Source organism: Streptomyces sp. NPDC058289, from assembly GCF_042880975.1.
Classification (GTDB): Bacteria; Actinomycetota; Actinomycetes; order Streptomycetales; family Streptomycetaceae; genus Streptomyces; species Streptomyces stoeckheimensis.
In genome coordinates, this window is the sequence record NZ_JBHVYI010000094.1 from 11,804 (window position 1) to 31,762 (window position 19,959).

General features: G+C 70.9%; 18 protein-coding genes. 6 read left to right on the forward strand and 12 right to left on the reverse strand.

Translation table 11 applies throughout. The features are described 5' to 3' along the window. Nucleotide 1 precedes the first annotated feature (1 nt). Nucleotides 2-1,357: a replication-associated recombination protein A gene (locus ACFVX6_RS33630; protein WP_389697948.1), complete on the reverse strand. Its 1,356-nt coding sequence runs from the start codon at nucleotides 1,355-1,357 to the stop codon at nucleotides 2-4. A 53-nt stretch (nucleotides 1,358-1,410) separates the two neighbouring features. Further along, nucleotides 1,411-2,031: a vitamin K epoxide reductase family protein gene (locus tag ACFVX6_RS33635; protein WP_389697950.1), complete on the reverse strand. Its 621-nt coding sequence runs from the start codon at nucleotides 2,029-2,031 to the stop codon at nucleotides 1,411-1,413. A gap of 136 nt (nucleotides 2,032-2,167) precedes the next feature. Between ACFVX6_RS33635 and ACFVX6_RS33640 the strand changes: the two genes are divergently transcribed. The 4 genes from ACFVX6_RS33640 to ACFVX6_RS33655 are packed head-to-tail and all read left to right on the forward strand — an operon-like array spanning nucleotide 2,168 to nucleotide 5,754. Further along, nucleotides 2,168-3,046, forward strand: a complete 879-nt coding sequence (locus tag ACFVX6_RS33640; protein ID WP_389697952.1) for an ABC transporter ATP-binding protein — start codon at nucleotides 2,168-2,170, stop codon at nucleotides 3,044-3,046. Continuing rightward, nucleotides 3,043-3,912, forward strand: a complete 870-nt coding sequence (locus tag ACFVX6_RS33645; RefSeq protein WP_389697954.1) for an ABC transporter permease — start codon at nucleotides 3,043-3,045, stop codon at nucleotides 3,910-3,912. Before ACFVX6_RS33640 ends, ACFVX6_RS33645 begins: the two co-directional genes overlap by 4 nt. Further along, entirely contained in the window at nucleotides 3,888-5,108 is a 1,221-nt protein-coding gene (locus tag ACFVX6_RS33650; protein WP_389697956.1) for a sensor histidine kinase, read from the forward strand. The genes ACFVX6_RS33645 and ACFVX6_RS33650 overlap by 25 nt, the downstream gene beginning before the upstream one ends. Nucleotides 5,109-5,121: 13 nt before the next feature. After that, a complete protein-coding gene (locus ACFVX6_RS33655) occupies nucleotides 5,122-5,754 on the forward strand; it encodes a response regulator (RefSeq protein ID WP_389697958.1) in 633 nt (210 codons plus the stop codon). 143 nt (nucleotides 5,755-5,897) lie between these two features. On the opposite strand, the gene hisS is transcribed toward ACFVX6_RS33655, so the two are convergent. Together hisS and ACFVX6_RS33665 are read right to left on the reverse strand one after the other, a co-directional pair. Next, entirely contained in the window at nucleotides 5,898-7,157 is a 1,260-nt protein-coding gene (gene hisS, locus ACFVX6_RS33660; protein ID WP_389697960.1) for a histidine--tRNA ligase, read from the reverse strand. A 10-nt stretch (nucleotides 7,158-7,167) separates the two neighbouring features. Continuing rightward, nucleotides 7,168-7,878 carry an MBL fold metallo-hydrolase gene (locus ACFVX6_RS33665; RefSeq protein ID WP_356513523.1) on the reverse strand — a complete coding sequence of 237 codons (711 nt, stop codon included), beginning with the start codon at nucleotides 7,876-7,878 and terminating at the stop codon, nucleotides 7,168-7,170. Nucleotides 7,879-8,031: 153 nt separating this feature from the next. On the opposite strand from ACFVX6_RS33665, the gene ACFVX6_RS33670 reads away from it, so the two are divergent. Together ACFVX6_RS33670 and ACFVX6_RS33675 are read left to right on the forward strand one after the other, a co-directional pair. After that, complete coding sequence (locus ACFVX6_RS33670; protein WP_389697962.1) at nucleotides 8,032-8,814, forward strand: peptidylprolyl isomerase; 783 nt, start codon at nucleotides 8,032-8,034, stop codon at nucleotides 8,812-8,814. A gap of 221 nt (nucleotides 8,815-9,035) precedes the next feature. Continuing rightward, on the forward strand, nucleotides 9,036-10,265 hold the full coding sequence (locus ACFVX6_RS33675) for a DUF349 domain-containing protein (RefSeq protein WP_389697964.1): 1,230 nt from the start codon (nucleotides 9,036-9,038) through the stop codon (nucleotides 10,263-10,265). A 149-nt stretch (nucleotides 10,266-10,414) separates the two neighbouring features. Here the strand turns inward: ACFVX6_RS33675 and ACFVX6_RS33680 are convergent, their stop codons facing one another. The 8 genes from ACFVX6_RS33680 to ruvC all read right to left on the reverse strand — a co-directional run bounded on the left by ACFVX6_RS33680 (nucleotide 10,415) and on the right by ruvC (nucleotide 19,753). Beyond that, nucleotides 10,415-12,865: a RelA/SpoT family protein gene (locus ACFVX6_RS33680; protein WP_389697966.1), complete on the reverse strand. Its 2,451-nt coding sequence runs from the start codon at nucleotides 12,863-12,865 to the stop codon at nucleotides 10,415-10,417. A gap of 278 nt (nucleotides 12,866-13,143) precedes the next feature. Beyond that, on the reverse strand, nucleotides 13,144-13,698 hold the full coding sequence (locus tag ACFVX6_RS33685; protein ID WP_389697968.1) for an adenine phosphoribosyltransferase: 555 nt from the start codon (nucleotides 13,696-13,698) through the stop codon (nucleotides 13,144-13,146). Next, the gene (secF, locus tag ACFVX6_RS33690; RefSeq protein ID WP_389697970.1) at nucleotides 13,695-14,747 is read right to left on the reverse strand and encodes a protein translocase subunit SecF; all 1,053 of its coding nucleotides are present in this window, start codon (nucleotides 14,745-14,747) and stop codon (nucleotides 13,695-13,697) included. The genes ACFVX6_RS33685 and secF overlap by 4 nt, the downstream gene beginning before the upstream one ends. 3 nt (nucleotides 14,748-14,750) lie before the next feature. Then, nucleotides 14,751-16,538 carry a protein translocase subunit SecD gene (gene secD, locus ACFVX6_RS33695; RefSeq protein WP_389697972.1) on the reverse strand — a complete coding sequence of 596 codons (1,788 nt, stop codon included), beginning with the start codon at nucleotides 16,536-16,538 and terminating at the stop codon, nucleotides 14,751-14,753. 153 nt (nucleotides 16,539-16,691) lie between these two features. Continuing rightward, on the reverse strand, nucleotides 16,692-17,159 hold the full coding sequence (yajC, locus tag ACFVX6_RS33700; RefSeq protein ID WP_389697974.1) for a preprotein translocase subunit YajC: 468 nt from the start codon (nucleotides 17,157-17,159) through the stop codon (nucleotides 16,692-16,694). A gap of 165 nt (nucleotides 17,160-17,324) precedes the next feature. Further along, nucleotides 17,325-18,386, reverse strand: coding sequence for a Holliday junction branch migration DNA helicase RuvB (gene ruvB, locus ACFVX6_RS33705; protein WP_274547951.1), 1,062 nt, complete (start codon nucleotides 18,384-18,386; stop codon nucleotides 17,325-17,327). 201 nt (nucleotides 18,387-18,587) lie between these two features. Then, on the reverse strand, nucleotides 18,588-19,220 hold the full coding sequence (gene ruvA, locus ACFVX6_RS33710; RefSeq protein WP_389697976.1) for a Holliday junction branch migration protein RuvA: 633 nt from the start codon (nucleotides 19,218-19,220) through the stop codon (nucleotides 18,588-18,590). Next, nucleotides 19,217-19,753: a crossover junction endodeoxyribonuclease RuvC gene (gene ruvC, locus ACFVX6_RS33715; protein WP_389697978.1), complete on the reverse strand. Its 537-nt coding sequence runs from the start codon at nucleotides 19,751-19,753 to the stop codon at nucleotides 19,217-19,219. The genes ruvA and ruvC overlap by 4 nt, the downstream gene beginning before the upstream one ends. Between the last annotated feature and the right edge of the window lie 206 nt (nucleotides 19,754-19,959).

Genomic DNA, 19,959 nt, shown 5'->3' on the forward strand with positions numbered 1-19,959 from the left:
GTCAGGAGCCGGCGCCCCGGAGCCGCTCGCGGACCTTTTCCACCACGTCCGCGTAGCGGGCTTCGGCTCCGTACCGGGTCGGTTCGTAGTACCGCTTGCCGTGGACCTCGTCCGGCGCGTACTGCTGCGCAGCAATCGCGCCGGGCACGTCGTGCGGGTACACGTACCCCACCGCGTGCCCCAGCTTCGCCGCCCCCTTGTAGTGCCCGTCGCGCAAGTGCGTCGGCACCGAGCCCGCCAGCCCCGCCCGTACATCCGCCAGCGCCGCGCCGATCGCCGTCGTCGCGGTGTTCGACTTCGGGGCCAGCGCCAGCGCGATCGTCACGTGCGACAGCGTGAGCGAAGCCTCCGGGAAGCCGATCATCGCCACGGCCTGGGCGGCCGCCACCGCGAGGGGCAGGGCCGTCGGGTCGGCCAGCCCGATGTCCTCGCTCGCCGAGATCATCAGCCGGCGCGCGATGAACCGGGGGTCCTCCCCCGCTTCGATCATGCGCGCCAGATAGTGCAGCGCCGCGTCCACGTCCGAGCCCCGGATCGACTTGATCAGCGCGCTGGCCACGTCGTAGTGCTGGTCGCCGTCGCGGTCGTACTTCACCGCGGCCCGGTCGACGGCCTCCTCCACCGTCTGGAGGCTGATCTCGGGCTCGCCCTTGGCGATCGCCGATCCCGCGCCCGCCTCCAGGGCCGTCAGCGCGCGCCGTGCGTCTCCTCCGGCGATCCGCAGCAGGTGCGCCTCCGCGTCCGCCGGCAGGGTGACCGCCCCGCCGAGGCCCCGCTCCTCCGTCAGCGCCCGGTGCATCAGGGCGCTCAGGTCCTCGTCGGTCAGCGGTTCCAGCGTCAGCAGCAGCGAGCGGGACAGCAGCGGGGAGATGATCGAGAAGTACGGGTTCTCCGTGGTCGCGGCGATCAGCGTGACCCAGCGGTTCTCCACGGCCGGCAGCAGCGAGTCCTGCTGCGCCTTGCTGAAGCGGTGGATCTCGTCGAGGAAGAGGACCGTGTCCTTGCCGTATCCGCCGGCCGCCCGCTTGGCGCCCTCGATGACGGCCCGTACTTCCTTCACGCCGGCGGTGATCGCGGACAGCTCGACGAACCGCTTCTTCGTCGCCTGGCTCACCACGTACGCGAGCGTGGTCTTCCCGATGCCCGGCGGACCCCAGAGGATCACCGAGGAGGCACCGGCGGGACCGCCCGCCCCGTCCCCGACGAGCCGCCTGAGCGGGGAGCCGGGCTTCAGCAGGTGTTGTTGGCCGACGACCTCGTCCAGGGTGCGCGGGCGCATCCGGACGGCGAGCGGAGAACTGGAGGGGTCCTTCGCCTGGCGGTCTTCGGCGGCGGCGGTGAAGAGATCTGGTTCCACACCGGAAGCCTATGCGAGGCCACCGACACTCCCGCCCGTCGCGCCGGCCGGGCTCAGGAGGTCCAGAAGTCCCACCAGCGGGTCAGGATCAGCATCCCGATGATCCCGATGTGCAGGACGGGCAGCACCCAGGTGAACTCGTCGAAGAGCCCGCGCAGCCAGCCGGGAGCCGGCAGCAGGCGGCCCCGGACGTTGTGCGAGGTGACGTACCAGAACATGACGATGGTGGCGACCCAGGCCAGGCAGCACCACAGGCACAGGGAGTTGATGGTGTAGAGCGACTGGTACATCAGCCAGGTGCAGAAGCCGACGCCGAAGAGCATCCCGGCGTTCAGGGTCAGCCAGTACCAGCGGGGGAAGCGCGCCCGTGCGAGCAGGCTCATGCCGACGCACACGACCATGCCGTAGGCGACCAGCCCCAGCATCGGGTTCGGGAAGCCGAAGACGGCCGCCTGGTCGCTCTTCATGATGTTGCCGCAGGAGACGATCGGGTTGAGGCTGCAGCCCGGGGTGAAGTTCGGGTCCTCCAGCAGCTTGAACTTGTCGATCGTGATGACCCAGGCGGCGAGCAGTCCCGCGGCTCCCGTGATCACCAGCAGCAGGGCCAGCGCCCGACTGCCGCCGACGGCCGTCCGCGGCTCGGCGGTGTCCGTATCGGTCCCTCGTGTCGTCATCCCGCCCGCTCCACATCTGCAAGGTCAACAAGCACGGGCCATTGTGCCGTACCCGACCACTGTCCACCGTTCGACGGACAGGAGGAGGTACGCACGGGGGGACCGGTGGACGGGCTTCCGCCACACCATGGGAGGCATGACACAGAACGCGGTGGAAGTACGGGGGCTCCGCAAGCAGTACGGCGAAGTCACCGCGGTGGACGGACTGGACCTGACGATCCGGCGGGGCGAGGTCTTCGGCCTCCTGGGGCCCAACGGCGCCGGCAAGAGCACCACGGTGGAAATACTCCAGGGGCACCGGGAGCGGGACGGCGGCGAGGTGCTCGTCCTCGGCGCGGACCCCGCCACCGCCGGACGGGCCTGGCGCTCGCGCGTCGGCATCGTCTGGCAGGACGAGTCGGCGCCCGCCGAACTGACGGTACGGGAGACGGTCGAGCATTTCGCCCGCTACTACCCGGCCCCGCGCGATCCGGCCGAGGTGATCGCCCTGGTCGGTCTGGAGGACAAGCGCGGCCACCGGCTCAAGAGCCTCTCCGGCGGGCAGCGGCGCCGCCTCGACGTGGCGCTCGGGGTGATCGGCGACCCCGAGCTGCTGCTCCTGGACGAGCCCACGACCGGTTTCGACCCGGCAGCCCGGCGGCAGTTCTGGGACCTGATCCGGCTGCTATCCGACTCGGGCACCACCATCGTGCTCACCACCCACTACCTGGAGGAGGCCGAGGCCCTCGCCGACCGGCTCGCGGTCATCGCCCGCGGCAAGGTCGTGGCCGAGGGCGAACCGGCCGCGCTGCGCGCCCGTCTCGGGACCGGCGCCACCGTCGAGTGGACGGACCGGGACGGAAGCCCGCGCAGCACCTCCACCGAGACGCCCACCCGTACGGTCGCCGAGCTGGCGGCCCGCTTCGACGGGGAGGTCCCGGACCTGAGGATCACCCGCCCCACCCTGGAGGACGTGTACCTGCGCCTCACGGGCCAGCTCGACCGGAACACGACGCGGCAGGAGGAGTCCCGATGAGCACGGAGACCGGTACGGGCAAGACCACGGGCACGCGGACGCGCGCGGGCACGGGCGGGGCCGTGGCGCTGCCCGGTGCCTGGTCCCTCGGTGTGAGCCGCGGAGCGCTGGAGATCCGGCAGTTCGTCCGCCAGCGCGACGCGGTGATCTTCACTTTCGCCTTCCCCATCGTCTTCCTCGCGCTCTTCGCCTCGATCTTCAGCGAGGGCATGGAGGGCACCGGGGTCACCGCCTCCCAGATGTACGCGGCCGGCATGGTCGCCGCCGGCATCATGTCCACCAGCTTCCAGTCCCTCGGCATCTCGATCGCCGTCGAACGCGACGAGAAGGTGCTGCGCCGGCTGCGCGGGACCCCGATGCCGCCGGCGGCGTACTTCCTCGGCAAGGTGTGGATGGTGCTGGCCACCGGCCTCGCCGAAACCGCGATCCTGCTGCTGGTCGGCTCCACCCTGTTCGACCTCGATCTGCCGACGTCCGCCTCCAAGTGGCTGACCTTCACCTGGATCTTCGTCCTGGGTCTGGCCGGCTGCGCCCTGCTCGGCATCGCCATCAGCAGCCTGCCCAAGTCCGGCAAGAGCGCCAGCTCGGTCGTGGTCCTGCCGTTCCTGATCCTGCAGTTCGTCTCGGGCGTCTTCATCCCGGTCCACCAGATCCCGGACTGGCTGCTGAACATCGGTGCGCTGTTCCCGCTCAAGTGGATGTGCCAGGGGCTGCGCGGGGTGTTCCTGCCGGAGTCGGCGGCCGTTCTCGAACAGGCCGGCGGCTGGGAGTATGGGCGGGTCGCCCTGGTCCTGGGTGCCTGGGTCGTGGGGGGTCTGGTCCTGTGTCTGATGACCTTCAAGTGGAAGAACCGCCGCGACGGCTGACCGCCTTCGCCGAGGCGGCCGGGGCGCGCGAGTCCCACGTGTGGGACCGCGCGTTCGGCCCGTGGGACCTCTACTTCGGGGTCGTGTGGGTCGCGACCGCGGCCTTCGTCCTCGGCGCGGACTCCCCCGGGCCGGCGTACCGGATCACCGCCGTCGCCCTGCTCGCCCTCCTGGTCCCCTGCTACCTCGGCGCCGGACGCCCGCTGCTCCTGCTGGCGCCCGGCGCCGCGTCCCGGCGCTCCGCCCGCTACCTGGGCGTGGCGCTGGCCCTCTTCCTGCCGGCCGCCACCCTGGCCGGCGAGTCCCGGCTGATCACCTTCGCCCTCGCCCCGCAGTGCTTCATGCTGCTGCCCCTGCGGCGCGCGGTCGGCGCGGCGGGCCTGCTGTGTCTGCTGCCGGTGGCGGGCTGGGCGCTGGTGTGGCGGCCGGAGGGACACGTCGTCTTCGCGAGCGCGCTCGGCGCGCTCGTCGCCTTCCTCTTCTCCGCCTTCTTCGGTGCCTGGATCGTCCGGATCATCGAGCAGAGCGGGCACCGGGCCTCCCTCATCGCGGAACTCGACGCCAGCCGGGAGGAGGTGGCCCGGCTCTCCGCCGAACGCGGCGCCCACGCCGAAAGGGAACGCATGTCCCGCGAGATCCACGACACCCTCGCCCAGGGCTTCACCAGTCTGCTGATGCTCGTACAGGCCGTGCAGTCGGAACTGGACACCGATCCGGAGCGGGCCCGGCACCATCTGGAGTTGATGGCCGTCACCGCCCGGCAGAACCTGGCCGAGGCCCGCGCCCTGGTGGCGGGTGGCGCGCCCGCGGATCTCGACGGCGGTTCACTGCCCGACGCGGTACGGCGCCTCGCGGCCCGGCACGATCCACCGGCTGCCGTCTCGGTGACCGGGGAGGTCCGGCCGCTGGCCGCGGTCCTCGAAGTGGTGGCCCTGCGGTCCTGCCAGGAGTCCCTGTCGAACGCCGCCAAGCACGCCGGACCGCAGGCGCGCTGCGCGGTCTCCCTCGCCTACGGCGGCTGCGAACTGACCCTCACGGTCCGGGACGACGGCCGGGGCTTCGACCCGGCGGCCCCCGCACCGGGCTACGGCCTGCGGGGCCTGTTCGCCCGCGCGGCCGAGGTGGGCGGCACGGCGGCGGTCGACAGCGCCGCCTCGGCCGGTACCACCGTCACCGTCACCCTTCCGATCCGCTGAGGAGCCGTACGAGATGATCCGCATCCTGCTGGCCGACGACCACCCGGTGGTACGGGAGGGGCTGCGCGGCATGCTCAGCGCCGAACCGGACCTGGAGGTCGTCGCGGAGGCCTCGAACGGCCCCCAGGCGGAGGCACTGGCCGCGCGGCTGGTCCCCGAAGGCGGCCTGGACCTGATCCTGATGGACCTGCGGATGCCGGGCGGCGACGGAGTCGAATCGATCGCCCGCATCACGGCGGCCCGGCTGCCGGTACGGGTCGTGGTGCTGACCACGTACGAGGAGGACCGGGACATCCTGCGGGCGGTGGAGGCGGGGGCGGCGGGCTACCTGCTGAAGGACATGGCGCGGGCGGAACTGGCGGCCGCGGTCCGGGCGGCCGTGCGCGGCGAGACGGTCCTCGCCCCGACGGTGGCGGGCCGCCTGGTCGACCAGCTCCGCACCCGCCCGTCGCTGCCGCGGCTCTCCGACCGGGAGGTGGAGGTGCTCCGCCTGGTCGCCGGGGGAGCGACCAATGCCGAGATCGGCCGCCGGCTGTTCGTGGCGGAGTCCACGGTCAAGACGCACATGCTCCGCATCTTCGGAAAGCTGGAGGTCGCTGACCGCACCGCGGCGGTGACCACTGCCATGCGGCACGGCTTGCTGTAGCGGAGTCCGCTGCGCGGGCTGGATTCGCGTAGCGAATTCCAGCCCCGCCGGCGTTTGAGGCGCGGGGTCTGGGGCGGAGCCCCAGGAAACGGCGAAGGGCGGGGCGGGGAGAGATCCCCCACCCCGCCCATCGGCACGGCCGGTCAGGCCAGGCGCGCCTGGACCGTGGCGACCACATCGGCCAGTGCCACCGGCGCCTGCTCCCCGGACTCCATGTCCTTCAGCTGGACTACGCCCTCTTCGAGGTCACGGTCCCCCGCGACCACCGCGAACCGCGCGCCCGAACGGTTCGCGTCCTTCATCGCACCCTTGAGGCCCTTGCCCCCGTACGAGATGTCCGCGGCCACACCGGCCCGCCGCAGCTCGGTCACCAGACCGAACAGCACCGGCTTCGCCGCGCCGAGCGCCACCGCGAAGACGGAGGTCGAGGCGGGGATGTCCAGTTCGACGCCCTCGGCTTCGAGCGCCAGCACCGTGCGGTCGACGCCCAGCGCCCAGCCCACCGAAGGCAGCGCCGGTCCGCCGATCATCTCGGAGAGGCCGTCGTAGCGGCCGCCGCCGCCCACCGCGGACTGGGAGCCCAGACCGTCGTGGACGAACTCGAAGGTGGTGCGGGTGTAGTAGTCCAGGCCGCGCACGAGCTTCTCGTCGTCCTCGAAGGCGACCCCGGCCGCCGTCACCAGCGCCCGCACCTCCTCGTGGTACGCCTTGCAGGCGTCGCAGAGGTAGTCGCGCAGCATCGGGGCGCCGACGAGCTGCTTCTGCACGTCGGCCCGCTTGTCGTCGAGGACGCGCAGCGGGTTGATCTCGGCCCGTCGCACGGTCTCCGCGTCGAGGTCGAGCCCGCGCAGGAAGGCCTGGAGGGCCTCCCGGTACACCGGGCGGCACTCCTTGTCGCCGAGCGAGTTCAGCAGGATCCGGAAGTTGCGCAGCCCCAGCGAGCGGTACGCCTGGTCGGCCAGGATGATCAGCTCGGCGTCCAGGGCCGGGTCCTCGGCTCCGATCGCCTCGGCGCCGACCTGGGAGAAGTGGCGGTAGCGGCCCGCCTGGGCCCGCTCGTAGCGGTAGTAGGAGCCGGAGTACCAGAGCTTGACGGGCAGGCCGCCGAGCTTGTGCAGGTTGCCCTGCAGGGCGGCGCGGAGCACGGAGGCGGTGCCCTCGGGGCGCAGGGCGAGCTGGTCGCCGCCCTTCGTGGTGAGGGTGTACATCTCCTTGCTGACGATGTCGGTGGACTCGCCGACGCCGCGCGAGAACAGCTCGACGTTCTCGAAGCCGGGGGTCTCCACGTATCCGTAGCCGGAGTTCTTCAGGGGCGCCGAGATCGCCTCGCGCACCGCCAGGAAGGTCGCAGAGCGGGGCGGCAGCAGGTCGTACGTGCCCTTGGGGGCCTGAAAAGTACTCACGAAACTCTCGTCACATTCCTCGTCGTGGAGACGTGAAGCCGTCTCCCAGGCCGGCGGCCACCTGCCGCAGGTACGGGTTGGTGGCTCGCTCACGGCCAATGGTCGTGTGCTCGTTGTGTCCGGGCAGCACCACGGTCGAATCGTCGAGCGGCAGGCACACGCGGGCCAGCGACTCGAGCATGTCGGCGTGGCTGCCGCCGGGGAAGTCGGTGCGCCCGATGGAGCCGGCGAAGAGCAGGTCGCCCGAGAACAGCAGCGGCGGGATGTCCGCCGCCGCGGGCATCCCGAAGGTCACCGACCCCCTGGTATGTCCGGGGGCGTGCGACACGGTGAGCTCCATGCCGGCCAGGGCGAGCTGCGCACCGTCAGTGAGCTCCTTGACGTCGGAGGGCTCCCCCACCGTGAGCTCGCCCATGAGCTGGGCTCCGAGGGAACGGCCGAGGGCCTTCTCCGGGTCGCTCATCATGAAGCGGTCCTCGGGGTGGATCCAGGCCGGTACGTCGTGTGCTCCGCACACCGGGACCACCGAGGCCACATGATCGATGTGGCCATGGGTGAGGACGACCGCGACGGGCTTGAGCCGATGCTTCTTCAGCGTCTCTTCGACACCCTGGGTGGCCTGGTGGCCCGGGTCGATGATGACGCACTCCTCACCGGCGGCGGGGGCGACCACGTAACAGTTGGTCCCCCAGGCCCCGGCGGGGAATCCGGCAATCAGCACGTTCGTCCTCAATCGTCGTCCGGCGGGAGGCTGCAGATCGGAATGCTGCTGCTCAGAGCCTACCGGCGCCGCTCATTACACAGCGAACCCATATACGGTACGGCCTAACCCAGCCCGGACAGTGGTACCAGAGACGCACAAGGAGACGACCCGGTGGTCACGAGCGATCAGCGGCGGCGCCAGCTCGCCAGGGAGAAGTACGAACGCCAGCAGAAGCGGCGTGCCGAAGCGCGGCAGAAGTCGCGCAGGCGGCTCGCCGTGATCGGCGCGGCGGTGGCCGTGGTCGTGGCGACGCTGGTCGGCCTCGTGGCCGGCGGTGTCTTCGACAAGGACAAGAAGGACGAGGCGGCCGATCCGGCCGTGACCCCTTCGGCCTCGCCCACCCCGCAGCAGTCCCCCTCCCCGGCGATGGCGATCGACGCCAAGGCGAAGTACACCTTCGACCTGAAGACCAGCGCCGGCGACGTCAAGTTCGAGATGGACGCGGCGAAGACCCCGCAGACGGTCAACTCGTTCAAGTCGCTCGCCGACAAGAAGTTCTTCGACAACACCAAGTGCCACCGCCTGACGACGAGCGGGATCTTCGTCCTGCAGTGCGGCGACCCGCAGGGCACCGGCATGGGCGGCCCCGGCTACACCATCGCGGACGAGAACCTCGACTCGCTGGGCAAGCCCGACGAGACCGGCCAGGTCGTCTACCCGGCGGGCACGGTGGCGATGGCCAACACCGGCCAGCCCGGCTCGGGCGGCAGCCAGTTCTTCCTGGTCTACAAGGACAGCCCGCTGACTCCCTCGTACACCCCCTTCGGCAAGATCGACGCAGCCGGACTGAAGGTGCTCGAAGAGGTGGCCAAGGCAGGCACGGCCGACGGCGGCCAGGACGGGGCCCCCAAGACCCCCGTGACCATCGAGAAGGGCACCGTCACCCAGAACTGACCGGGACCGGGCACCCCGGGCCCGGGCTGTCTCCTCGATTCCTCGAATCGATTTCCTCGAAGGCGCTCCGGTACGGCGATATTCCGTCGTGCTGGATGCGGACAGCCGGCCCGGCGGTCGCCTATGTTGGCGTTGTGCAGGGCGGGCGCGGCCCGCCCCAGGAAACTGTGGACGATGCCCAGGGGGTGAACCCCTCGCAGGCATCAGGTGGAGGAGGCGCTGTGAGCAGCGACCCGTGGGGCCGAGTCGACGAGACCGGCACCGTGTACGTGCGTACTGCCGATGGCGAGAAGGTCGTCGGCTCGTGGCAGGCCGGCACCCCGGAGGAGGCCCTGGCCTACTTCGAGCGCAAGTACGAGGGCCTGGTGGTCGAGATCGGCCTCCTCGAACGACGGGTGCGGACCACCGATCTGGCCGCCAAGGACGCCCAGACGGCCATCGAGCACCTGCGCACGCAGGTGGACGAGCACCACGCCGTCGGCGACCTCGACGCGCTGCGCGTCCGGCTCGACAAGCTGGTGTCGACCGTGGACTCGCGCCGTGAGGAGCGCAAGGTCCAGAAGGCCAAGCAGACGGACGAGGCCCGTACGGCCAAGGACGCGCTGGTGGCCGAGGCCGAGGAGCTGGCGCAGAGCGACCAGTGGCGCAGTGCCGGCGAGCGGCTGCGGGCCCTGGTGGACATCTGGAAGGGTCTGCCCCGCCTCGACCGCAAGTCGGACGACGAGCTGTGGCACCGCTTCTCGCACGCCCGCTCCGCCTTCTCCAAGCGCCGCAAGGCCCACTTCGCCTCGCTCGACGCGCAGCGCGAGGACGCCCGCAAGGTCAAAGAGAAGCTGGTCGCGGAGGCCGAGGCGCTGTCGAAGTCGACCGACTGGGGTCCGACGGCCGCGCGCTACCGCGAGCTGATGGAGAGCTGGAAGGCCGCGGGCCGCGCGCAGCGCGAGTCCGAGGACGACCTGTGGAACCGTTTCCGCGGCGCCCAGGACGTGTTCTTCGCGGCGCGCAGCGAGGTGTTCGCGGAGCGCGACGCGGAGCAGGTGGAGAACCTGAAGCTGAAGGAGGAGCTGGCCGACGAGGCCGAGAAGCTCGTCCCGATCACGGACCTGAAGGCGGCCCGCGCCGCGTTCCGCTCCCTGAACGAGCGCTGGGAGGCCATCGGCCACGTACCGCGGGACGCGCGTCCCAAGGTCGAGGGCCGGATGCACACCGTCGAGCGGGCCATCCAGGAGGCCGAGGAAGGCGAGTGGCGGCGTACGAACCCGGAGGCGCGGGCCCGTGCGGCCGGTCTGACGGGCCAGCTGCAGGCGGCGGTCGACAAGCTGCGCGGCCAGATCGACGCGGCGCGCGCCCAGGGCAACAACTCCAAGGCCGACAAGCTGTCCCGGGAGCTGGAGGGCCGCCAGGCCCTGCTGGACCAGGCGCTGAAGGGCCTCGAGGAGTTCGGCGGCTGATTCGCCCCCCTTTGCGCCTAAACCGGCGCCGCTCTCGCGGAGGTGGTTGCTCGCCGTGGGAGTTGCTCAATTGATGGCCGAGGTGACCGTCAGCCAAAAGAGGGCCCCGGTACGTGTCATGCGTACCGGGGCCCTCTCACGTGCCGGGGTCAGGGCCTCCTGGCCGAGGTCACGCGGTAGACGTCGTAGACGCCCTCGACGCCCCGTACGGCCTTCAGGACGTGGCCCAGGTGCTTCGGGTCGCCCATCTCGAAGGTGAACCGGGAGGTGGCCACCCGGTCCCGCGAGGTCTGCACGGCCGCCGACAGGATGTTCACGTGCTGGTCCGACAGGACCCGGGTGACGTCCGACAGCAGCCGGGACCGGTCCAGCGCCTCGACCTGGATGGCGACCAGGAAGACGGAGGACTGGGTGGGCGCCCACTCGACCTCCAGCATCCGCTCGGGCTGCTGGGAGAGGGAGTCCACGTTGACGCAGTCGGCACGGTGGACCGATACGCCGCTGCCGCGGGTGACGAACCCGATGATGGGGTCGCCCGGCACCGGGGTGCAGCAGCGGGCCAGCTTGACCCACACGTCCTCGACGCCCTTGACCACCACGCCGGGGTCGGCGTTGCCGCGGCGGGTGCTGCGGCCGCGGGCCGGCGGGATGCTGTCCTCGATGTCCTCGTTGGCCGCGTCCTCGCCGCCGAGGGCCTGGACCAGCTTCTGCACGACGTTCTGCGCGGTGACGTGGCCCTCGCCGATCGCCGCGTAGAGCGAGGAGATGTCGGGGTAGCGCATCTCGTGCGCGAGGGTGACGAGGGAGTCCCCGGTCAGGATGCGCTGGATCGGCAGGTTCTGCTTGCGCATCGCCCGCGCGATGGCGTCCTTGCCGTGTTCGATCGCCTCGTCGCGGCGCTCCTTGGAGAACCAGGCGCGGATCTTGTTGCGGGCCCGGGGGGACTTGACGAAGCCCAGCCAGTCGCGGGACGGGCCGGCGCCCTCGGCCTTGGAGGTGAAGACCTCGACCAGGTCGCCGTTGTCGAGGGTCGATTCGAGCGGTACGAGCCGCCCGTTGACCCGCGCTCCTATGGTGCGGTGGCCGACCTCGGTGTGGACGGCGTACGCGAAGTCGACGGGGGTGGCGCCGGCCGGCAGGGCGATGACATCGCCCTTGGGCGTGAAGACGAAGACCTCGTTGCGCGAGAGGTCGAAGCGCAGCGAGTCGAGGAACTCGCTCGGGTCCTCGGTCTCCTTCTGCCAGTCCAGCAGCTGGCGCAGCCACGCCATGTCGTTGACGGTGTCGTGGCCCGCGCTGCCCTTGGCCGCCTGCGGCACGTCGGTCCGTACCTTGGAGGTGCCGGCGACGGTCTGCTGCTTGTACTTCCAGTGCGCGGCGATGCCGTACTCGGCGCGGCGGTGCATGTCGAAGGTGCGGATCTGGAGCTCAACCGGCTTGCCGCTGGGTCCGATGACCGTCGTGTGGAGCGACTGGTACATGTTGAACTTCGGCATCGCGATGTAGTCCTTGAACCGGCCGGGGACCGGATTCCATCGCGCGTGCACGGTGCCGAGGGCGGCGTAGCAGTCCCGGACGGTGTCGACGAGGACCCGGATGCCGACCAGGTCGTAGATCTCGGCGAAGTCGCGGCCGCGCACGATCATCTTCTGGTAGACGCTGTAGTAGTGCTTGGGGCGCCCGGTGACGGTGGCCTTGATGCGGGCGGCCCGGAGGTCGGCCTGCACCTCGTCGGTGACGACGGTGAGGTACTCGTCGCGCTTGGGGGCCCGTTCGGCCACCAGCCGCACGATCTCGTCGTACATCTTGGGGTAGAGGATCGCGAAGGCGAGGTCCTCCAGCTCCCACTTGATGGTGTTCATGCCCAGCCGGTGCGCCAGCGGGGCGTAGATCTCAAGGGTCTCGCGGGCCTTCTTCTCCTGCTTCTCCCGCTTGAGATAACGCATGGTGCGCATGTTGTGCAGGCGGTCGGCGAGCTTGATGACCAGGACCCGGGGGTCCTTGGCCATGGCCACGACCATCTTGCGGACGGTCTCGGCCTGGGCGGCCTCGCCGAACTTGACGCGGTCGAGCTTGGTGACTCCGTCGACGAGCAGGGTCACCGCGTCGCCGAAGTCGCGCCGCAGGTCCTCCAGCCCGTACTCGGTGTCCTCGACGGTGTCGTGGAGCAGCCCCGCCATCAGCGTGGCCGGGTCCATGCCCAGCTCGGCGAGGATCGTGGTCACCGCGAGCGGGTGGGTGATGTACGGGTCGCCGCTCTTGCGCTTCTGGCCGCGGTGCCAGCGCTCGGCGACCTGGTACGCCTGCTCGATCTGGCGCAGGGTGGCCGTCTCGATCTTCGGGTCGTTGCTGCGGACTATGCGGAGCAGCGGTTCCAGGACCGGGTTGTACGGGTTGGAACGCTGGCCGCCGAGGCGGGCCAGCCGGGCGCGCACCCGATTGGAGGACCCGGCCGACTTCGCGGACGCGGGCTTGACCGGAGGCGCGGGCGCCGGGGTCGGCGGTACCTCGGCGGCCGGCGGCGCGGCGGGGCCCGCCGCGGCCGGCTCGGCCTGCGGATCGGGCTGCGCGGCGGAGATTGGCTGGACCTCGTCTGGCAAGAGCGCTCCTCAGGGGGTCCCCCCGCACGGAGTGTGGGGGAGGATCCGGTGCCCGTGTCCGGTCCGGATAACCCATCGTAGCGAGGGTTCCGCCACCCCGTTCCCCGAGCCTGCGCGAATCAGCCCGTCCGGCGTTTGAGGACCGGGGTCCGGGGCGGAGCCCCCGGGGAACGGTGGAAGGGCGGGTAGGGGACTTCGCCCCGCGCAGCGGCCCGCACACGCCGAAGCGGGCGCGCTCCGGGACTCCCGGTGCACGCCCGCTTCGTGGAAAAGCGAGGTCAGACCACGATCAGCGCGTCCAGCGGAGCATCGCCCAGCGTCGGCGACAGCCGCTCACGACCCGCCAGGAACGAGAGCTCCATCAGGACCGCGACCCCGGCGACCTCCGCCCCGGCCCGCCGGATCAGCTCCAGCGAGGCCGCAGCGGTACCACCGGTGGCCAGCACGTCGTCGATGACCATGACCCGGTCGTCGGCGCACAGCGCCTCCGCGTGGATCTCGATCTCCGCCGACCCGTACTCCAGGTCGTAGGACTGCAGGAGCGTCGCCCCGGGCAGCTTCCCGGCCTTGCGGACCGGCACGAAGCCGATGCCCGCCTGCACGGCCACCGGAGCCGCCAGGATGAATCCCCGCGCCTCCAGCCCGACGATCTTCGTCGCTCCGTACTGCCCGGCCAGGGCCACCAGCGCGTCCGTGAGGGCGCCGAACGCCTTCGGGTCGGCCAGCAGCGGGGTGATGTCCTTGAACATCACGCCCGGCTTCGGGTAGTCCGCCACGTCCGTGATCCGGCTGAGCAGCAGGTCCCGTACGCCGGAGGGCAGCTCCGCGGTCACCGGCGCCGTCCCGAGCGGCCCTGCGCCACTACCTCGGGCGCGCCTTCGGTCCCGGCGTCCTCGGGCGATTCTCCCCTGGCTTCCGCCGACGCCCGCTTCGCGAGCACCCGCTTCTTCAGGGCCTTCATCGCCGGCTCGCGCTCCTTCAGGTCCACGACCAGCGGGGTCGCGATGAAGATCGACGAGTAGGCGCCGGCCGCGAGGCCGACGAACAGCGACAGCGAGATGTCGTTCAGCATGCCGGCGTCGAGGATGCCGCCACCGATGAAGAGTAGCGCGCCGACGGGGAGCAGCGCCACGACGGTGGTGTTGATCGAACGGACCAGGGTGCCGTTGATGCTGCGGTTGGCGATCTCGCTGTACGTCCAGCGGGACTGCTTGGTGATGTCCTTCGAGCCCTCCTTGAGACCGTCGAAGACGACGACGGTGTCGTAGAGGGAGTAACCGAGGATGGTCAGCAGACCGATGACCGTACCCGGGGTGACCTCGAAGCCGACCAGCGCGTACACGCCGACGGTGATCGTGAGGTCGTGGATCAGCGCGATGAGCGCCGCGACCGCCATCCGCCACTCGAAGGCGATGGCCAGGTAGATCACCACGAGGACCATGAAGACGCCGAGGCCGGTCCAGGCCTTGTTGGCGATCTGCTCGCCCCAGCTGGGGCCGACCAGGTCCGCGTTGATCTGGGCCGCGTCGACCTTGAGGTCGGTGGCGAGCTTGGCCTTCACGTCGGCCGCGGCATCGGTGCCCAGTTCCGAGATCTGGATGCGCAGACCGCCGGTGCCGAGCTTCTGGACGATCGCGTCGTGGCCGGAGGCCTCTTCCGCGTCCTCGCGGGCCTGGGTCTCCGAGACGGAGGTCTTCGGGGTGGTGAATACGGCACCGCCCTTGAACTCGATGCCCATGTTGAGGCCCTGAACGGCCAGGGCAACGATCGCCGTGATGGTGATCAGGATGGAAACGCCGTACCAGACGAAGCGCTTGCCGACGAAGTCGTAGCCGACCTCACCCCGGTACAGCTTGGCGCCGAGATCTCCGAGCTTCGACATCTCTCACGCCTCCTTTGCGTCGACGGGAACGGAGACGGTCGCGGCGGCCGCGTCGGAGCCGGTACGACGCGAGCGTCGCAGCGGCGGCTTCGCGCCCAGTCGCTTCGGGTCCAGCCCGGACCACGGGTGACCGCTGGCGAAGAAGTTCGTACGGGCCAGCAGCGTCATGACGGGCTTGGTGAAGAGGAACACCACGACCACGTCGAGCAGGGTGGTCAGACCCAGGGTGAAGGCGAAGCCCTGCACCTTGCCGACGGTGACGATGAACAGCACCGCGGCGGCCAGGAACGACACGAAGTCGGAGACCAGGATGGTGCGACGGGCGCGCGGCCAGGCGCGCTCGACGGCCGGACGCAGGGTGCGGCCCTCGCGGATCTCGTCCCGGATGCGTTCGAAGTACACGATGAACGAGTCGGCGGTGATGCCGATCGCGACGATCGCACCGCAGACGGCCGGCAGGTTCAGCGCGAAGCCGATGCCCTTTCCGAGCAGCACCATGATCGTGTAGGTGAGGATGCCGGAGACGATGAGGCTGATGATGGCGACGAACGCCAGGCCCCGGTAGTACGCCAGCAGGTAGATCACGACGAGGGCGAGGCCGATGGCGCCGGCGATGAGGCCGGCCTTCAGCTGCTCGCTGCCGAGCGCGGCGGTGACGGTGGTGACGCTGTCCTCCTGGAAGGACAGCGGCAGGGCGCCGTACGAGAGCATGTTGCCCAGGTCCATCGCGGACTGCTGGGTGAAGCCGCCGGAGATCTCGGCGTTGCCGCCGGTCAGTGCCTGGCTGACGGACGGGTCGGAGATGACCTCGCCGTCGAGCACGATGGCGAACTGGTTCTGCGGGGACTGCTTGGCAGCGAGCTCACCGGTGATCTTGGCGAACTTGTCGGCGCCCTTGTCGGTGAACTGCATCGTGACGATCCAGATGCCGCGCTGCTGGTCGATGATGCCCTTGGCGTCCTTCACGTCCTGGCCGTTGACCTGGGCCGGACCGAGCACCCACTTGCCCCAGGCGTCGCCGCGCTTGCCGCAGGCGAGCGTCGGGTCCTCGGGCTTCACGTTCTTGCTGACAGCGGTGCGCTGCGCCTCGTTGCTGCAGTCCAGCGCGGCGAACTTCGCCTGCAGGTCCGCGGCTGCGGCCTGGTCGGCGGTCGGCGCGGACGGCGACGTGGACGGGGTGGCCTTGTCGTCTGCCTTCTTCGACTCGCTCGCCGAGGGCGAGGGAGAGGGGGCGTTCGGGGCCTTGAGGGCCTCACTGACCGCACGGCCCTGGGAAGTGGCGCTGGACGACGGGGTGGGCGCACTGGCGGACGGGCTGCCGGAGCCGCTCGGGGCGGCGCTCGGGGAGCCGCTCGCGTTGGCCTCGGGGGCGACCGGGGCACCATCCGCCGTGGCGAGCACGGGGCGGAAGTACAGCTGGGCGGTGGTACCGACCTGCTCGCGCGCCTGCTGCTCGTTCGTCCCCTTGGGGATGTTCACGATGATGTGGTCGCGGCCCTGGGTCTGGACCTCGGCCTCCGACACACCGAGACCGTTGACGCGGCGCTCGATGATGCCGACCGCCGTGTTCATGTTGGTCTCGTTGATCGCGTCCGGCTTGCCGGGCTCGCTCTTGGCCTTGAGCGTGATGCTCGTACCGCCGGCGAGGTCGATGCCGAGTCGCGGCGTCGTCTGCTTCGTGAGGAACATCCCCGCGGTGAGCGCCACCATCGCGATCAGGATGATGGCCAGGGCACGCCCCGGCCTCCCCTGAGCCCCCGTGGGCCGCCGGCCCTTCTTCGGTGCTGCCACCTTGTCGTATCTCCCTGTCCAACCGCCCCGCGCCGGGTCAGCGCGTGGACGGCCACGAAATGTGTGTGGGGACCCCTGCCCCCCGCAGAAGGGTCACTGGCGGGGGCCGCCGGAGCTGCCGGTCAGGCGCCCCGCACGGTCCCCTGCCCAGCGCTACTTCGCGCCGGCGTCGCCGTCGCTCTTGCCGTCCTTGGGCTCGTCGCCCTTGGACTCCTCCGCCGCGGGCTCATCGGCCTTGGGCTCGTCCTTCTTGCCCAGGTCGAGCTTGGGGGCCTCGTCCCCGGTCAGGGAGGACGCGTCGTCCGGGACGACCGGCGTGTCGATCGTCAGATCATCGGTGATGCCGTGGACGATGCGGTTGTACTCCTCGTCCTCCAGCACGGCTCCGATGGCGTTCTTCGCGTAGATCGCGTGGACGCCGGGGGCCACCTCGAGCGTGACGGTGTCTTCGCCGATCTCCTTCACCGTGGCGTACATGCCGCCGATGGTGCGGACGCCGGTGCCGGCGGTCAGCTGGTCGCGCATCTGCACGGCCTGCTGCTGCTTCTTCTTCTGGCTGCGGGTCAGCAGGAACATCGCCCCGATGATCAGCACGAACGGAAGGAGGGACATGATATTCAAGGGACGCAGGTCCTTCGCATCGACCGCACGAGCGCACGGCCTTTGTACGGGGGGTGGGTACGCCGACCGTAAGGGTCGGCATCGGCGGAGTCTAGGCGAGTCCGCACCGATGGAACAACGCCCAGCATGTCACCGCAGTTCCTGAGGGGGCGAACCTCCGCGCCGTCAGGTCCCGAAGAGGCCCTGTTGTCCGCTTGATCCGTTCCCGCCGTGCTGTGGCGGAACAAGTCCCAGGTGAGCCCATGCGGCCGGGGTCGCGACCCGCCCCCGAGGGGTCCGGGCCAGCAGTCCTTCCCGGACGAGGAACGGCTCGGCCACCTCTTCCACGGTCTCCCGCTCCTCGCCGACGGCGACCGCGAGCGTCGACAGGCCGACCGGTCCCCCGCCGAAGAGCTTCAGGAGCGCCTCCAGGACGGCCCGGTCCAGCCGGTCGAGCCCGCGCTCGTCGACCTCGTACACCTTCAGGGCGGTGCCGGCGACCGCGCGGTTGATCACGCCGTCGGCCCTGACCTGGGCGTAGTCGCGGACGCGGCGCAGCAGCCGGTTGGCGATACGGGGGGTTCCGCGCGAGCGGCCGGCGATCTCGGCGGCGCCGGCGGTGTCGATCTCCACGTCGAGGAGCCGCGCGGAGCGGTGGATGACGCGCTCCAGCTCCTCGGGGGCGTAGAACTCCATGTGGCCGGTGAAGCCGAAGCGGTCCCGCAGCGGGGGCGGGAGCAGCCCGGCCCGGGTCGTGGCCCCGACGAGGGTGAACGGGGGCAGCTCCAGCGGGATGGCGGTGGCTCCCGGCCCCTTGCCGACGATCACGTCGACGCGGAAGTCCTCCATGGCCATGTAGAGCATTTCCTCGGCGGGCCGGGACATGCGGTGGATCTCGTCGAGGAAGAGGACCTCGCCCTCCTGGAGGGAGGAGAGGATGGCGGCGAGGTCGCCCGCGTGCTGGATGGCGGGGCCGGAGGTGATCCGGATGGGCGCGCCCATCTCGGCCGCGATGATCATGGACAGGGTGGTCTTCCCCAGGCCCGGGGCGCCCGACAGCAGCACGTGATCGGCGGTGGCACCGCGCTGGCGGGCCGCCTTCAGGACGAGGTCCAGCTGCTGGCGGACCTTCTCCTGCCCGACGAACTCGCCGAGGTCCTTGGGCCGCAGGGCCGCCTCGACGGCGGTGTCCTCGCCGTCCGCCGCGGCTGCGACGATCCGGTCGTCGCTCTCGTCATCCCAGTTCACGGTGTCAGTCTGCCTTCTCGGGGTGGTGCGGTGGTCCGTCGTGTGCGGGCGGCCCTGCGGGGCATTCTCCCCGCCCCGCCCTTTCGCCGTTTCCTGGGCTCGTCCCAGACCCGCGCGTCACACGCCGGCCATATTCAGCCCCGCCGGCGTTTGAGGCGCGGGGGTCCGGGGGCTGGTCCCCGGCAACGGCCCCGCACCCGTCTACCGGGCCCGGTTCAGGGACTGCAGGGCCGCGCGCAGGAGCTGCGGAACCGGGGCCGAACCGCCGGCGGCGATCGCCGCCTCCGCCTGGGGGGTGACGGCCGAGACCGCGTCCTCCGCGTCGCGGGGTGCGTAGCCCAGCCCGACCAGTGCCGCGGAAAGCTGCTCCGACCACGGCGCCGGGCCGGAGGCCGCCGCGCGCTGCGCGCCGACCATCCCGCTCGACCCGAGCGGCGCGCCCAGCTTGTCCTTGAGGTCCAGCAGCAGCTTCTGCGCGCCCTTCTTCCCGATGCCGGAGACGGCCATCAGCGCCTTCTCGTCCCCCACCGAGACGGCGATGCGCAGCGCGTCCGGGCTGTGCACCGCCAGCATCGCCTGTGCCAGCTTCGGCCCGACCCCGCTGGCGGTCTGCAGGAGCTCGAAGACCTGGCGCTCGTCGTCGTCGGCGAAGCCGTACAGCGTCAGCGAGTCCTCCCGTACGACCAGGGACGTCGCCAGCCGGGCCTGCTCACCGGTCCGCAGGCCCGCGATGGTGTTCGGCGTGCAGTGCACGGCCATGCCCACTCCCCCGACCTCGATGACGGCCAGGGTGGGGGCGAGCGCGGCGACCGGGCCGCTGACGAAGGCGATCATGTGGTGCGGCCTTTCAGGGCGCTGGCATGCCGGTTGACGGCCTGCTGGAGGCGGTTCTGCGCGGGGGCGCGCCAGATGTGGCAGATGGCGAGGGCGAGGGCGTCCGCGGCGTCGGCGGGCTTGGGCGGGGCGGACAGCCGCAGCAGCCGGGTGACCATGGCTCCGACCTGCGCCTTGTCGGCGCGACCGCTGCCGGTGACGGCGGCCTTGACCTCGCTCGGGGTGTGCAGCGCGACCGGTATGCCCCGGCGGGCGGCGCACAGCATGGCGACGGCACTGGCCTGGGCGGTGCCCATCACCGTGCTGACGTTGTGCTGGCTGAACACCCGCTCCACGGCGACGACTTCGGGCTCGTACTCGTCGAGCCACTCCTCGATGCCCTGCTCGATCGCGACGAGCCGGTGGCCCAACTCGGCGTCCGCGGGCGTCCGTACGACCCCCACGCCCAGCATCGTCAGGGGACGGCCGGCCACCCCCTCGACCACACCGACACCGCATCGGGTCAGCCCCGGGTCAACGCCGAGTACGCGCACCCCGTCTCCCCCCTTTGCGGCTAAACCGCCGCCGCTCTCGCGGAGGTGGTGCCTCGCCCTCGTGGCTGATCAATTGATGGTTGCGGTCGCCAGACTAACGGCTGCCTATGACAACGCAGCGGGGCCACGGGGGGGGTGCCCCGCGGCCCCCGGTCCGAAACCAGTGATCGGGTTGCGCCCCGGGTAAAGCGGAGACCATCTACAAA